Raw genomic sequence first — 14,701 nt, forward strand, 5'->3', positions numbered from 1 at the left:
GCAGTGGGAGTCATCCAGGCGTTCACAGGTGCCCTGGGCGGGACGTTCGCCGACCAGTGGAAGGACATCATCACCGCCGGGCAGTTCACCGAGCACACCGTGGTCGGGCCCGGGATCCACCGCCATGGGAACGGCGCGTGGGGTTCCAACGTCCGCGGGACCGCAGGCGTCATCACCAACGGTTCGAAGATCTTCGTCCCCGAGAACACGGCCGCCTTCGTGTTCAGCCAGTCCGGCATCGAGGACGTCATCACGGAGCCGGGCGGTTACGAGTACCGCTCGGGCCAGAGCAGCGTCCTGGCTGGTGACTCGGTCGCGACCTCGATCCTCAAGCAAGCCGCGAGCCGGTTCAGCTACGCAGGGCAGACCTCCGAACAGAAGGAGATCGCCTTCGTCAACCTGCGTGAGCTGCGTGGCATCAAGTTCGGCACTCGCGGGCCGACGGTCTACCACGACCGGCACTACGGGGCCGACCTGGAGATCCGGGCGTACGGCTCGTTCTCCCTGCGGGTGGTCGACCCCGTCGCGTTCGTCCGCAACTTCCTGCCGCCGAATACCCGCTACTACACGTTCGACAGTCCAGCCGCCCGCCAGCAGATACTGTCGGAATTCCTCCAGGCGTTCGTCGTTGCGGTGAACTCGCTGTCGTCGACCTATCGGATCTCCGAGCTCCCGGCCCACGCGCAGGAGATCTCGGACGCGATCGCGGACGACGAGGCCGCGCTGGGTAGCTGGATCAGAAGGTTCGGGCTCGACGTCGTGCAGGTCGGCATCGAGAGCATCGAATTCACGCCGGAGTCACGGGAGCTTGTCAAGCAGTTCTCGGCCGACATGCTGAGCGTGAAGGCGTACGAGGGACTCTCGCAGCAGGCCGCGAACACCGCGGCACAGCAGAAGGTCGCGCAGGGCGTCCGGGACCACGGGCTGGGTGACGGTGGAGGCACCCTCCTGGGGATCAACGTCGCCCAGGCGCTGAGCCAACAGCCCACACCGCCGGGACGAGCGGCTTCCCTCGACGAGCAGATCGAGACCGTCAAGAAGCTCAAGGACCTGCTGGACGCGGGGATCCTCTCCGAGGAGCAGTTCGAGCAAAAGAAGCGCGAGGCAATGGGGCTGTAGTGAGTCATCCCGCGCACCGCCCCGTCGCGTCCGTCAGCGGGTGGTGCCGGGAGGACTGCGTGTTGCCTCGATCTCGTCCAGGTCGCGGTGCTCGTCGCCTCCCACGGACCGGACGAAGCGGCCACCCTCGGCGGGACATCGGAACGGGTTCACGCCCTCGTACCGACGGTGGCGTCACCGGCGCGGAACCAGTCGACGTCCACGTGCCCACCGGTCTCGGCCGTGGCGTAGCAGAAGATCGCGAACCGGTACCCGGTGAAGTGGTCGAGGCTGTACTCCATCGCCAGGTCGTCGCCGATCGGCGTCCAGGTGGCGCCGTCCAGCGAGTACGCGAACGTGGCGCGGTCGGCGGCGTCGCGGAAGTCCACGTCCACGCGGAGCAGGACCGTCTCGGCCGTCAGGGGCACGGGCGCACTGGTGAAGGCGACGTGCCCCTGCCGGTCGGCGCGGCGCATCACGAGCCGACGGGCGCCGTCGGTCATCTCGACGCCGACGTAGCCGTACTTCTGCTGGTACGCCGCCAGGCCGGCGACGTCGCCGTCCTTCATGCCGGACACGTCGAGTGAGATCGCGGCGGCGCTCGCGGGCCCGTACGTGCGCTGGGTGAGCGTGTTGCGGGCGTCGAGGATGCTCGACGCGATGCTGCCGGTGGTCAGGCGCAGGTGGCCGGGCCGGTCGGTGAGCGACCAGAACCGGTTGTCGGGGTTGTGGTTCCACTGCCACGACAGCCCGAGGCTCGACCCGTTCCAGGCGTTCTCGTCCGAGGACACCAAGGTTGCGGCGTTGGTCGTGCTCCAGTAGCCCGCCGGGGCGGGGTGGTTGTCGAAGTCGTCCGAGACGAGGAGGTCCGTCGCACCTGCAGGCGGTGCACCTGCTCCGATCACCGGGGCGTCGAGCGAGTAGCTCGGCCACCCGTCGTCCCAGGTCACGCGCGCGAGCTGCGGACAGCGGCCGAGCGGCCCCTCGTCCTGGAAGAGCATGGCGTACCACTGCCCGTCAGCCGCCTGGACGACGCCGCCCTGCGCGACGCCGTCGCCCGGGCGCCCCGCGACCGGGACCGCCTGGCTGAGCACGACCCGGCCCTCCCAGACTCCGCCCTGGGACTGCGGGGTCAGCGACGTCGACCGCCACACGACCTCCTGGCGGATCCCGCCCGTCGGCCACTCGATCATGAAGACGTAGTAGTGGTCGCCGATCTTGTAGGCGTGGGCGCCCTCGGCGTTCAGCCCGCTGGTCTGGTCGACATCGGCGTCCTCGACGAGCCGCGTCGCCGGGCCGTCCCAGGCGAAGGTCCCGTCGTCGTCCCGACGGAGCCGGCGCAGGTCGATCACGCCCCCGCCGTACACGAGGTAGACGTCCTCGTCGTCGAACAGGAGTGACTGGTCGTGGGCGTAGCCGTCGAGGACCGACCTCGTCCACGGCCCGTTCTCGATGCTCGGCGTCGCGTAGACGTACGTCCTGTCGGTGGTCAGGCTGCCGACCGAGACGTAGTACATGCCCTCGTGGTACCTGATGCTCGCGGCCCAGCTCCCCCGCCCGTAGGCGCTGCGCCCGTCGCGCAGGGCGAGCGCGTCCGTGTCGTCGAGAATCGGCCCGGTGTAGCCGACGATCGACCAGTGCACCAGGTCGCTCGAGCGCATGATCGGCACGCTCGGCGCGAAGTACATCGTCGTGCTGACCATGTAGTAGTGCCGACCGTCGAACACGACGTCCGGGTCGGGGACGTCCGCGAAGATGACGGGGTCGGCGACGGTGGTCGCCCGGCCGCCACGCCCCATCAGCGCAGGGCCAGACTGACGGTCACGTAGGAATGGGCGGGCAGGTCGACCTCGAGCCCGCGCGGGTGGGGCCACACGCCGCCGTGCGTCGTCGGCGCGACGGTGTCGGGCCGCTCGGGGGTGTTGTGCGCGTCCAGGGCGGACGCGGTGAGCACCTGCGCCTCGTGCCCGACGACGTCGCGACCGCGCAGGTCGAGCACGACGGTGCGGCCGGTGTCGGTGTCGAGGTTCGACAACGAGACCAACGCGGTGTCGCCCTTGACCGACGCGGACGCCGAGACCAGCGGCAGCTCGGTCCCGTCGACGGTCCGGGTCGTGACGTCGCGCAGGTGCACGGCGAGCGCGGCGGCGTCGTGGTGCCCCGCGTTCATCGCGAAGACGTGGTACGTCGGGGTGAGCACCAGGGCGCCCGTGTCGGGGTCGGTCAGGATCATCGCCTGCAGCACGTTGACCGTCTGCGCGATGTTGGCCATCACGACCCGCTCGGCGTGCCGGTGGAACGCGTCGAAGTGCACGGACGCGACGAGCGCGTCGCGCAGCGTGTTCTGCTGGTACAGGAACCCGGGGTTGGTGCCCTTCTCGACGTTCCACCAGGTACCCCACTCGTCGACGACGAGGCCCACCTTGCGGTGCGGGTCGTACCGGTCCATCACCGTCGAGTGGCGGGTGAGCAGCTCCTCCATGCGGTGCGCCCTGGCCATCGTCGTGTACCACTCGTCGGTGCTGAAGCCCGTGGCGTCGCCCTTGTCGCCCCACGAGCCCGACATCGTGTAGTAGTGCAGCGAGACGGCCTGGAACGGACCGGCGGGCGCGGCCGGGTCGGCGGCGAGGTCGTCGAACGAGCGCATGAGCGCCTCGGTCCAGTGCAGGTCTCCCGAGTCCGCGCCGGCGGCGATCCGGTACAGGATGTTGCCGCCGTGGTTGCGTGAGTACGTCGCGTACTGGCGCGCGAGCGACGCGAACTGCTCGGCCCGCAGGTTGCCGCCGCAGCCCCACGCCTCGTTCCCCAGACCCCAGAACGGGACGCGCCACGGCTCGTCGCGCCCGTTCGCCCGGCGCAGCGCGGCCATCGGCGAGTCGTCCGCGCGGGTCAGGTACTCGACCCAGTCCGACATCTCCGCCACGCTGCCGGACCCGACGTTCCCGCTCACGTACGGCTCGGCACCGAGCAGCTCGCACAGGTCCATGAACTCGTGCGTGCCGAACGAGTTGTCCTCGACCACGTCACCCCAGTGGGAGTTGACCATGCGGGGCCGCTGGTCGCGCGGACCGATCCCGTCACGCCAGTGGTAGTCGTCGGCGAAGCACCCGCCCGGCCAGCGCAGGTTCGGGATCTGCAGCGCACGCAGCGCGTCCACCACGTCGGAGCGGATACCCCGCACGTTCGGCACGTCCGAGTCCTCACCGACCCAGAACCCGCCGTAGATGCACCGGCCCAGGTGCTCGGCGAAGTGCCCGTACACGTGACGCGAGATGCGCGGGCCGGGAAGGTCGAGGTCGATGACCGCCGTCGTGGTGGTCGTCGTCTCGGGGCTTGCCGCGGAGGCAGGCGGAGGCACGGAGGTGCTCACGGGGTTGGTCTCCTTTGACCGGGTAGCGACTGGGTGACGCGCAGAACGGATGGTGGGCGTGTGGTCAGGCGCCGCGCGTGGATCCACGCACCACGAGGCGCACGGGTGCGACGACGTGCTCGGCAGGGCCGGTCCAGCCCGACATCCGGCGGTGCAGCAGCCGGACGGCCGCCTCGGCCACACCCTCGTGGTTGGCGTCCACCGACGTGATGCCGGGAGGCACGAAGCTCGACATGTCGAGGTTGTCGAAGCCGGCGAGCTGCACGTCGACGGGGACGCGCAGCCCGTGGTCCGCCAGGGCGGACAACGCCCCGAGGGCCACGATGTCGGTGACGGCGAAGACCCCGTCGAAGGGCAGCCCGGACGCGATGACCTCGAGCATCGCGTCGCGACCACCACGGGACGTGTAGTCGCTGACGGGCACGACGTAGGCCGGGTCGGCAGCGAGCCCGGCATCCTGGTGCGCGCGCTCCCACCCGAGACGACGGTCCGTGGTCATCGTGTGCGCCGCGTCGGTCGAGCACCCGAGCGCGACGATGCGGCGCGACCCGTGCTCGATCATGTGCGCCGTGGCCAGGAGAGCGCCCGACTCGTTCGCCAGACGCACGTGGTCGAGGTGGTCGGGGACGTCGCGCTCACCGAGCAGCACGATCGGCTTGGGGGTGCGGACCCGCCCCAGCCGCTCCGGGTCGACACCGGCGACGGACAGCAGGACGCCGTCGTAGATCTGCAGGCGCGAGACGCTCAGCGCCTCCATCTCCTGCTCCGCGTTGGCGCTGGTCCGCTCGAGCACGAGGTGGCGTCCCTCCGCCTCGACCAGCGGGGCGACCTGGTCGGCGAGCTCCCCGAAGTAGTCGTGGAAGCTCGGCACGACGAACGCGACGGTGTCGGTCCGTCCGGCGCGCAGGTGCCGCGCGGTCAGGTTGACCTCGTACCCGAGATCCTCGACGGCCGCCATCACGCGGGCGCGCGTCGACTCGCCGACCGGGAGGCGCTCGTTGAGGACGTTCGACACGGTCATGACCGAGACACCGGCCGCGCGGGCCACGTCCGCCATCCGCACCATGTGGATCTCTCCTTCCCGCGACACCCCTGCTCGTCCGGCGTTCGCACGTCGGGCCCGCAGCCCGGCCACATCGCCGGAGCGCGCTCAATATATCGATACAACGCGGGACCGCAAGGCCCGCGTCGATAGTTTCGAACACCCACCCGGCGTGTCGTCCCGCCGCGTCCACGCCGCGGGCACCGCGGACGGGAGCTCGGCACTCTCGCCGCACACGCGGACTGTGATGCATTCTCGCAGGTCACGGCCCTACTGAGCGGCGTGACACCGGGGGCAGGAGTGGCGCGAACCGGGGCGTTCCCGGCCCGGACGACCGCACCGGGAGGTTGCCGTGATCATTTCGAAACATGCGGGGTCTTGACTGGGCCCGGTGGCCTCTCTACTTTAACGCTAAAATCCCGCCGGGATGAGGACGCGAAGCCCCACCGCGCGTCCGACAGGCACGAGTTCCAGTCAAGGTCGACCGGAACAGTTCTCAAGGGAGAGACCTCGGTGCGTACCGCAAGAACGAAGTTGTCAGCTCTTGTCCTGGTGGCAGCCATGTCCGCGGGGCTTGTCGCATGTACCTCGGACAGCGACCCCGACGACGGCCCCTCCAAGCCCGTCGTCATCCCCGAGGGTGATCTCGCGGACAAGTCGGGGACGCTGACCCCCAGCAACCCGACGACGCTCACGACCTGGATCACGACGGCCTCGCAGGCGCCGGCCGCCGACAACAAGATCACCAAGCTGCTCAAGGACCAGCTCGGGGTCACCCTGGAGTACGAGATCGTGACTCCGGACAACGTGGACCAGAAGATCGGCGTCATGCTCGCCGGCGGTCAGTATCCCGACCTCGTCGGGACCACGGACCTCAAGATGCGTCTCCTCGAGGGCGGCGCCCTCCTGCGTCTCGACGACATGCTCGCCACGGGCGACTACCCGAACCTCGCCACGCACGTCGAGGACGACATCAAGAAGATGAGCTACTCGGGCGAAGAGGTGGACCCGGGCCTGTACATCTTCCCGAACTACAACCGCTTCTACGGCGAGGTCACGGGCGGCACCTACTACGGTCCCGCGTTCTGGATCCAGAAGCGCGTCCTCGAGGACGCCGGCTGGCCCGACCTGAGCAACATGACGCTCGAGCGCTACTTCCAGCTCATCGCGGACTACAAGGAGAAGAACCCCGAGACCGAGGGCGCTCCGACGGTCGGCTTCGAGGTCCTGGCGTCGACCGGCCGTGAGTGGGGCATGACGAACCCGCCGGCGCTGCTCGCGGGCTCCCCGAACAACGGTGGCGTCATCGTCGACGACAGCAACAACGCGCAGATCTACGCCGACAAGGACATCGCGAAGGACTTCTACAAGGTCCTCAACGAGCAGTACGCCGCGGGTCTCGTCGACCGCGAGTCCTTCACGCTGACGTTCGACCAGTACGTCGCCAAGCTGGCCACGGGCGCCGTCCTCGGCATGCACGACCAGGGCTGGGACTTCCAGACCGCGACCGACTCGCTGCGCAGCGCCGGCAAGGACCAGTACACCTACGTGCCGCTCATGCCCGTCTACGACGGCGCTGAGCCGTGGTACGCCGACCGCCCGGTCATGAACACCAACCAGGGCTTCGGCATCTCCGTCTCCAGCAAGCAGCCGGAGAAGGCGATGAAGTTCCTCGACCTCATGCTCAGCGAGCCCTGGCAGAAGGTGCTCTCCTGGGGCATCGAGGGCGAGGACTACCAGGTGGGCGACGACGGCATGTTCACCCGCACGGACGAGCAGCGGGCCAACGCCCGTGACCTCACCTGGCGTGCGTCCAACCGCCTCGAGGCGCTGCTCGACGTGCTGCCGAAGCACAACGGCCAGTTCTCCGACGGCAACGCCTACAGCCCCGACGACCAGCCCGCCGAGTTCTTCGCGACGCTGACCGACTACGACCGCAACGTCATGGAGCAGTACGGCAAGAAGACCTGGCTCGAGTTCATGAACCCGCAGCCGGAGAACCCCAAGTACTACCCGGCGTGGAACATCACGCTCTCCGACGACGCCAACCAGGTCAACCAGCAGCTGACCGACGCCAACGTGCAGAACCTGCCGAAGATCATCGCCGGTGACCCGGCCGACTTCGAGGCGAGCTGGAACGCCTACGTCGACACCATCAAGAAGATCGACGTCAAGGTCTACGAGGACGCGATCAACGCCGGCATCCAGGAGCGCCTCGCCAACTGGTAACAGTCCGTGAGTCGTCGTGGTGGGGGGTCTCGACCCCCCACCACGACCGCTCCCGACGGCCACCCACTGCTTCTGACGACGAGGTTGGACAGATGACGGACGCACCGGTGAAGAACCTGGTGACCGCCTCCGGGCCCGAGCCGGCCCCGGAGCCCGCGAGCAGCTCGCGCGCTCCGCGCCGCATGGCCCGGACGCGACCGGCGAAGGAGCCCAAGCGCAAGATCACCTGGGACAGGATCAAGGCGCAGCGGGTCCTTCTGCTGATGGCCGTCCCGCTGCTGATGTACCAGATCCTGTTCAAGTACGTCCCGGTCTACGGCTGGGCGATCGCCTTCCAGGACTACAAGCCGGGTCGCGGCAACATCTGGAACCAGGAGTGGGTCGGCTTCGAGAACTTCGTCGACCTGTTCACCGGCGTCAACGGTGAACGGTTCCGCCGGGTCGTCGTCAACACGCTGGGACAGTCCGTCCTGACCCTGGTGGTCGGGACCCTGGGGGCCATCGTCCTGGCGCTGCTGCTGAACGAGGTCAAGAACGCCCCGTTCAAGCGGATCATGCAGAACATCACCTACATGCCCCACTTCCTCAGCTGGGTCATCGTGGCGAGCCTCGCGTCCGTGGCGCTCTCGCTGCCCTCGTCGGGCGGGTTCATCAACCAGGGCCTCATGAACCTGGGCATCGTGCAGGAACCGATCCTGTTCCTCACCGAGCCGAACCACTTCTGGGGGATCGTCGCAGGGACGAGCCTGTGGAAGGAGCTGGGCTGGAACACGATCCTGTACCTGGCCGCGATCACCGCCATCGACCCGAGCCTGTACGAGGCCGCCGAGGTCGACGGAGCGGGGCGTTACCGCAAGATGTGGAACATCACGCTCCCGGGGATCCGGCCCACGATCGTCGTGCTTCTCATCATCAACAGCGGCTGGATCCTGTCCACCAACTTCGAGCTGCCGTACTTCCTCGGCAACGGTCTGATCTCCGAGACGGCCGAGACCATCGACGTCTTCGTGCTGAGGTACGGCTACCAGCTGGGCAACTACAGCCTCGCCGTGGTCGCGGGCATCTTCAAGACGGTCGTCGCGATCATCCTGGTCGGCTCGGCGAACATGGCGGCCAAGCGCCTCAACCAAGAGACGCTGGTCTAGGAGGACTTCATGTCAAGCACCCTTGCCCCGAAGTCCCTGGAGCGGGGCGCCGCCAGCCCCAGGCGACGGCGCCACAAGTGGACCACCGAGCGGATCATCTTCACGACGCTCAACACGAGCTTCCTCGTGCTCCTCGGGGCACTCATGCTCTACCCGCTTCTGAACACGCTCGCCATCTCGCTGAACGACGGCATGGACGCCGTCCGCGGCGGGATCGGCATCTGGCCCCGTGTCTTCTCGCTGAAGAACTACGAGGTCGTGCTCAACATGGACTCGATCTACCAGGCGTTCATCATGAGCGTCCTGAAGACGGTCGTGGTGGTCGCGACGAACCTGCTGTTCACCTCGATGCTCGCCTACGCGCTCAGCCGCAAGGAGTTCATCTTCCGCCGCCCGATCACGCTGATCTTCGTGCTGACGCTGTACTTCGACGCCGGCCTGATCCCCAACTACCTGCTCATCAAGGACCTGGGCATGCTGAACAGCTTCCAGGCCTACTGGGTGCCGACGATCATCAGCGCGTTCAACCTGATCATCCTGCGCACGTACATGAAGTCGATCCCCGAGGAGATCACCGAGTCGGCACGGATCGACGGCGCGGGCGAGTTCCGCACGTGGTGGCAGATCATCATGCCGCTGTGCAAGCCCGTGCTGGCCGTGGTGGGTCTGTTCGTGGCCGTCGGCAGCTGGAACGCGTGGCTGGACACCCTGCTGTACAACTCCGGCGACCCGGCGCTGACCACCCTGCAGTACGAGCTGCAGAAGCTGCTGGCGAGCTCGATGAACGCGGGTGCCAACTCCGGGAACAGCGCGGCGAACGCGGCGTCGGTGGGAGCGGGCGGGCAGCTCACGACGCCGATCGCGCTACGGTCGGCGATCACCATGGTGGCGGCCGTGCCGATCCTGCTGGTCTACCCGTTCCTGCAGAAGCACTTCGTGTCCGGTCTCATGATCGGCTCGGTGAAGGGCTGACGGCGTCGGCCTCCCGCGCACCGCGGGAGGCCGACCGCGTCCTCGAGAGTCCTCGAGAGTCCTCGACCCCGTCACGTCCGCGCACCGAGAGGCCCCGACCATCTTTCGTTTCAACCCCGCGTCGCTGCTGTGGCGCATCCTCGACTCGCTCGGCTCCATCATCCTGATCAGCCTGCTCTGGCTCGTGAGCCTCGGGCTCGTCGTGACGGCGGGCGCGGGGACCGTCGTCGCGTACGAGTTGTGCCGCAGGTACGTCCTGGGCAAGGACGCCGGGCCCTGGGCAGTCGCCACCAAGGCCTGGCGGCAGAGCTGGGCGCAGGCGACGGTCGTCGGCCTGATGGCCGTCGCGGTCGCGGCGATCGGCCTCCTCACGCTCTCCTACCTGCCCACCCTCGGGCTGGCCGAGGTGCTGGTGCCGCTGCTCGTCATCGGCCTCTTCCTGGTCCTCCTGCTGTTCTGGTGCCTCCCGCTCGTCGCCCGCTTCACCAACCCCACCTGGCGTCAGGTACGCAACGGGCTCACGTTGGGGCTGACGACACCCAGCCTGACGTTCCTGCTCGCGATCGCCGTGTTCGTCGGGTGCGTCGCCATCTGGAACTTCATGCCCGCGGTGTTCGTGGTGCCCGGCCTGATCCTCGTGTGGTGGTGCTACCTGCTCGAGCGGTTCTTCGTGGACCGGGGGTACGTGAGACCCGAGCCGGCGGACGTGGAGGCCTGACACCTCTGCTTCTCCCCCACCACCGCACGACCCAGTGATCGACGAAAGGCGTTGTCGTGACCATCCTGCACGTCGCCGTCACCGGTTCCGACCGCGCTGACGGCTCGGCCGAGGCCCCGTTCCGGACCATCAACCGGGCGGCCCAGGCCGCCCTGCCGGGCGATGCCGTCACCGTGCACGCCGGCGTGTACCGGGAGTGGGTGAACCCCCCGCGCGGCGGGACGGCCGACGCGCCGATCACGTACCAGGCGGCGGTGGGCCCGGACGGACGGTTCGAGCCCGTCACGATCTCGGGGGCCGAGGTGGTCACGGACTGGCGCCCCCACCCGGGCGCCGAGGGCCGCGTCTGGGTCGCGCGGGTGCCGAACGCGCTGTTCGGCGCACGCAACCCGTACGCGGAGCGCATCGGCGGCGACTGGTTCTTCGATCGGGTCAACACCTGGCACACCGGCGAGGTCTACCTCGACGGCAGGTCGATGTACGAGTCGCTGACGCTCGGCGGCGTCGAGCACCCCGAGGTCACCCCCGACTCGTTCGACCCGCAGGGCTCTCTGCTGACCTGGTACTGCGAGGTGGGCGACGACGTCACGACGATCTGGGCGAACTTCGGCGGGGTGGACCCCGCCGAGCACGAGATCGAGATCAACGCGCGCACCTTCGTCTTCTGGCCCGAGGCGACGGGCGTCGACCACATCACCGTCCGCGGTTTCACGCTGACGAAGGCCGCCACCCAGTGGGCACCGCCCACCGCCCTGCAGGAGGGTCTGATCGGCCCGCACTGGTCGACGGGCTGGGTGATCGAGGACAACACGATCACCGACTCGAAGAACGTCGGCGTCTCGCTCGGCAAGGAGGCCAGCACCGGGCAGAACGAGGCAGCCGCGGGGCCCGACGGCGCCAAGGGCGGGACGCAGCGCGAGCGCGAGGTGATCCAGCGCGCGCTCGTCCTGGGCGGACCGGCCGCCGGCGAACCGCACCCGTGGCACCGGGACCACGTCGGCTCGCACACCGTACGGCGCAACACGATCCGCGACTGCGAGCAGGCCGGCGTCGTCGGGCACCTGGGCGCGGCGTTCTCGACGATCGAGGACAACCACATCTTCCGCATCCACGTGAAGCGGCAGTGGCACGGCGCCGAGGTGGCCGGGATCAAGCTGCACGCCGCCATCGACACCGTGATCAGCGGGAACACGATCCACCACACGCACCGCGCGCTGTGGCTCGACTGGCAGGCCCAGGGCACGCTGGTGCGGCGCAACGTGTTCTACGCGTCCACCGCCGAGGACTTCATGGTCGAGGTCTGCCACGGCCCGTACCTCGTCGACTCGAACCTCTTCCTGTCGCCGTGGGCGGTCAAGGACATGTCCTCCGGCGGCGCGTACGTGCACAACTACGTCGCAGGCCGCATCGCGAACTGCACGGAGCACCAGCGGTACACGCCGTACCACGTCCCGCACGCCACGGCCGTGTTCGGCGTCTCGAACATCCTCGGCGGCGACGACCGGTTCTACAACAACGTCTTCGTCGGCGACGGCGGGACCGGGTCCGACGAGGACGCGCACGACGAGCCCGCGCTCGCCAGCTTCTGGTCCGGCGCGATCGACATGGACGGCGTGCCCGGTCAGGCGACGTTCACCCCGACCCCCGTGGGCACGTCGCAGTACGACGCGTACCCGACGCCGCAGGAGTACCCGAACGAGCCGGGCAGCGACCTGGCCGGTCCACGGCTCCCGGTGTCGGTCGAGGGCAACCTCTACGCGGAGGGTGCCGAGCCGTTCCGCGCGGAGGACACCGCACTCGTGGTCGGCGCGTCACCCGTGCGCGTCGAGGTGGTCGACGCCGAGGCCGGCACCGTCCGCGTCGACGTCAGCTTCGCGGGCGAGCTCGACGTCGTCGATCCGGTGACGACCGCGCGCCTCGGGACGAGCTACCAGGCCGAGATGCCCTGGACGAACCCCGACGGGTCCGACCTGGACCTGAGCATCGACGTCTTCGGGATCCCCCGGGACAAGGTCGTGCCCGGCCCGTTCGCCGTCTCGGCAAGCGCGCCCCGGACTCTCCACGCACCTGGCCCGGCTGGTCGACCCTCGACGACGTGACGTGACCGCACGTCTTGCCCTCGACGAACGCGCCGGCTCACGCACGCTCCGCTGCAGTCGCACCTGATGCCGCTTGGCGCCTCGTCCACCGGCCGGGGCGTGTGCCACGAATGATCCCGGCGCGTGGTAGCCGCACGCACCCTGCGGTCCAGGGAGGTGCCCGTGGCGAGACTGAACCGCACCGGAACGCACGAGCCCACCGCTTACACCGATCCGGTGACTGCGCCCCACGCCCCGCTCGGTCCCACGGCGCCGGCCCCCGGCCGGCGTACTGTTCGCCCACGACCACCACGCTGGAGGATTGATGCTGAGGCACGCACGTGCGGTGGGGGCGACTGCTGTGATGGTGCTCATCCTCGGGACCGCCCCCTCGACGAGCGCCGGGGCCGAGGCACCCCCCGCACCGGACTCGTACCCCGCCGTGACCTTCCAGCAGAACGCTCGGCACGACGGGCACTCGCAGGACCCTGCGTTCCGCGGACCGCTCTCCCAAGCCTGGTCCGTGCAGCTCATCGGCGAGGTGGCCTACCCCCTGGTAGCGGACGGTCTCGTGTTCGCGATGTCTGACGACAAGTACGAGCGGGGGCGCAGCGTCACGGCCCTCTCGGCATCCGACGGGCACGTGGTGTGGGGCCCACAGCTCGTCGGCGGGGTCACCGGCGGAGCGAGTTCGTTCTCATACGACGCCGGACGCATCTTCGTGACGAACGACCGTGGCGGGATGATGGCGCTCGACGCGAGAACGGGCGCCCTGCAGTGGAACGTCGAGCTGCCCTTCCAGCACGTCTTCGACCCGCGGCACGCGACGGCGTCGTGTACGTCGTCGGCACCGGCAGCGGCGGGATCATGTACGCGGTCGATCAGGACACCGGCCGCATCATCTGGATGACGGCGGTCGACGTCGGGGGCTCGAGCGCACCTGCGCTCGACGACGAGGGCATCTACGTGTCCTCCGCATGCAAGGTCACCTACAAGCTGGCGTTCGACGGCTCCGTCACCTGGGTGCACTCGGGCAAGTGCACCGGCGGCGGTGGCACGACCCCTGTCCTGCACGACGGCCGCGTGTACGTCCGGGACCTCGACGTCACCGCCTGGCCGAGCATCCTGGACGCAGCAACCGGTTCCGAGCTCGAGATCGCGACGTACCATGCCTGGACCACGCCCGCGTTCGACCAGACCCACATGGTCACGGTCGCGGGCGGGCTGCTTACAGTGCGCGACGCAAGGTCTGGCGAGCCGCTGTGGCAGGCACCCGGTACCGACCACGTGACCCCACCGCTCGTTGTGAACGGCTACGTGCTCGAGGGGCGTCGTGACGGGAAGGTTGACATGCGCGATGTGCGCACGGGCGCGCTGGTCTGGCGGGGAAAGGCGCCCAGCACGATGCGGTTCATCGCGGAGTGGGCCGCACCCCCGCGCCTCGGCATGGCTCAGGGCGACGGCATCCTTGCTGTCCCGGCAGGCTCGACGCTCACGGTGTTCCGACCCGTGAGCGACCCTGCAGTGACGATCACTGGAGCCGCGAGCGGCGCGATCGTGAACCGTGACGCGCTGTACCGGTTCACGTCGAGCGAGCCCCACCCTCAGTTCGTCTGCAGCGTCGATGGGGTTGAGAAGTCGTGCACGTCGCCATGGTCGCCGCGCGGACTGCCCGACGGGCCGCACAGCCTTGAGGTCCGGCTCGCTTACGCGACGGCGGGGGCTGCCAGGGTGCGATTCACGTACGACGGAACCGCACCCGTCCCTCGCGCCTCGTTCCCCACCTCCGTCATCCGCGGCCCCGAGACCGAGGCGCGCTGGGCGGCGACGGACCGAGGTACCGGCGTCAAGTCGTTCCAGGTCCGCGTCGCCCGGTCGCGGGTGGGCCAGCCGCTGTCGGCATGGAAGGTGCTGTCTCCCACCAGCAAGAAGACCCGGACGTTCTCGGTGGCGCGGTCCAACAGGGTGTGTATCTCGGTGCGCGCAGCCGACCGTGCGGGAAACTGGTCGGCCTGGACGAAGACGACCTGCGTCAGGCGCGCCTGACCG

The 14,701-nt window shown here is 68.9% G+C and carries 11 protein-coding genes; 8 read left to right on the top strand and 3 right to left on the bottom strand.

Translation table 11 applies throughout. From position 1 onward, the window contains the following. Window positions 1-3 precede the first annotated feature (3 nt). Window positions 4-1,119 (top strand): SPFH domain-containing protein, encoded by a 1,116-nt coding sequence (locus ACT17Q_RS08975; RefSeq protein ID WP_444661961.1) that lies wholly within the window; start codon window positions 4-6, stop codon window positions 1,117-1,119. A 149-nt stretch (window positions 1,120-1,268) separates the two neighbouring features. On the opposite strand, the gene ACT17Q_RS08980 is transcribed toward ACT17Q_RS08975, so the two are convergent. From ACT17Q_RS08980 to ACT17Q_RS08990, 3 genes are all read right to left on the bottom strand, one after another. Then, a complete protein-coding gene (locus ACT17Q_RS08980) occupies window positions 1,269-2,897 on the bottom strand; it encodes a glycoside hydrolase family 43 protein (RefSeq protein ID WP_444661963.1) in 1,629 nt (542 codons plus the stop codon). Further along, window positions 2,897-4,468 carry an alpha-N-arabinofuranosidase gene (locus tag ACT17Q_RS08985; protein WP_444661965.1) on the bottom strand — a complete coding sequence of 524 codons (1,572 nt, stop codon included), beginning with the start codon at window positions 4,466-4,468 and terminating at the stop codon, window positions 2,897-2,899. The genes ACT17Q_RS08980 and ACT17Q_RS08985 overlap by 1 nt, the downstream gene beginning before the upstream one ends. 64 nt (window positions 4,469-4,532) lie before the next feature. After that, window positions 4,533-5,534, bottom strand: coding sequence for a LacI family DNA-binding transcriptional regulator (locus ACT17Q_RS08990; RefSeq protein WP_444661967.1), 1,002 nt, complete (start codon window positions 5,532-5,534; stop codon window positions 4,533-4,535). 537 nt (window positions 5,535-6,071) lie between these two features. Between ACT17Q_RS08990 and ACT17Q_RS08995 the strand changes: the two genes are divergently transcribed. From ACT17Q_RS08995 to ACT17Q_RS09025, 7 genes are all read left to right on the top strand, one after another. Continuing rightward, complete coding sequence (locus ACT17Q_RS08995) at window positions 6,072-7,739, top strand: extracellular solute-binding protein (protein ID WP_444661969.1); 1,668 nt, start codon at window positions 6,072-6,074, stop codon at window positions 7,737-7,739. A gap of 92 nt (window positions 7,740-7,831) precedes the next feature. Beyond that, window positions 7,832-8,884, top strand: a complete 1,053-nt coding sequence (locus ACT17Q_RS09000) for an ABC transporter permease (protein ID WP_444661971.1) — start codon at window positions 7,832-7,834, stop codon at window positions 8,882-8,884. Window positions 8,885-8,893: 9 nt separating this feature from the next. Continuing rightward, a complete protein-coding gene (locus ACT17Q_RS09005; protein ID WP_094179921.1) occupies window positions 8,894-9,856 on the top strand; it encodes a carbohydrate ABC transporter permease in 963 nt (320 codons plus the stop codon). Window positions 9,857-10,040: 184 nt separating this feature from the next. Next, window positions 10,041-10,574 carry a DUF624 domain-containing protein gene (locus tag ACT17Q_RS09010; RefSeq protein WP_232514648.1) on the top strand — a complete coding sequence of 178 codons (534 nt, stop codon included), beginning with the start codon at window positions 10,041-10,043 and terminating at the stop codon, window positions 10,572-10,574. A gap of 56 nt (window positions 10,575-10,630) precedes the next feature. After that, window positions 10,631-12,673 (top strand): right-handed parallel beta-helix repeat-containing protein, encoded by a 2,043-nt coding sequence (locus tag ACT17Q_RS09015; protein WP_444661974.1) that lies wholly within the window; start codon window positions 10,631-10,633, stop codon window positions 12,671-12,673. A gap of 343 nt (window positions 12,674-13,016) precedes the next feature. After that, window positions 13,017-13,562: an outer membrane protein assembly factor BamB family protein gene (locus tag ACT17Q_RS09020; RefSeq protein WP_444661976.1), complete on the top strand. Its 546-nt coding sequence runs from the start codon at window positions 13,017-13,019 to the stop codon at window positions 13,560-13,562. Next, window positions 13,487-14,698 carry an outer membrane protein assembly factor BamB family protein gene (locus ACT17Q_RS09025; protein WP_444661978.1) on the top strand — a complete coding sequence of 404 codons (1,212 nt, stop codon included), beginning with the start codon at window positions 13,487-13,489 and terminating at the stop codon, window positions 14,696-14,698. The genes ACT17Q_RS09020 and ACT17Q_RS09025 overlap by 76 nt, the downstream gene beginning before the upstream one ends. Window positions 14,699-14,701 lie beyond the last annotated feature (3 nt).

It is taken from the genome of Cellulomonas sp. CW35 (assembly GCF_052378485.1).
GTDB lineage: Bacteria > Actinomycetota > Actinomycetes > Actinomycetales > Cellulomonadaceae > Cellulomonas > Cellulomonas uda.

Excerpts from the sequence above, each read along its gene's own strand:
- ACT17Q_RS09020 (WP_444661976.1), top strand. The coding sequence starts at position 13,017 with ATGGTGCTCATCCTCGGGACCGCCCCCTCGACGAGCGCCGGGGCCGAG.
- ACT17Q_RS09005 (WP_094179921.1), top strand. The coding sequence starts at position 8,894 with ATGTCAAGCACCCTTGCCCCGAAGTCCCTGGAGCGGGGCGCCGCCAGC.
- ACT17Q_RS08995 (WP_444661969.1), top strand. The coding sequence starts at position 6,072 with ATGTCCGCGGGGCTTGTCGCATGTACCTCGGACAGCGACCCCGACGAC.
- ACT17Q_RS08980 (WP_444661963.1), bottom strand. The coding sequence starts at position 2,897 with ATGGGGCGTGGCGGCCGGGCGACCACCGTCGCCGACCCCGTCATCTTC.
- ACT17Q_RS09000 (WP_444661971.1), top strand. The coding sequence starts at position 7,832 with ATGACGGACGCACCGGTGAAGAACCTGGTGACCGCCTCCGGGCCCGAG.
- ACT17Q_RS08990 (WP_444661967.1), bottom strand. The coding sequence starts at position 5,534 with ATGGTGCGGATGGCGGACGTGGCCCGCGCGGCCGGTGTCTCGGTCATG.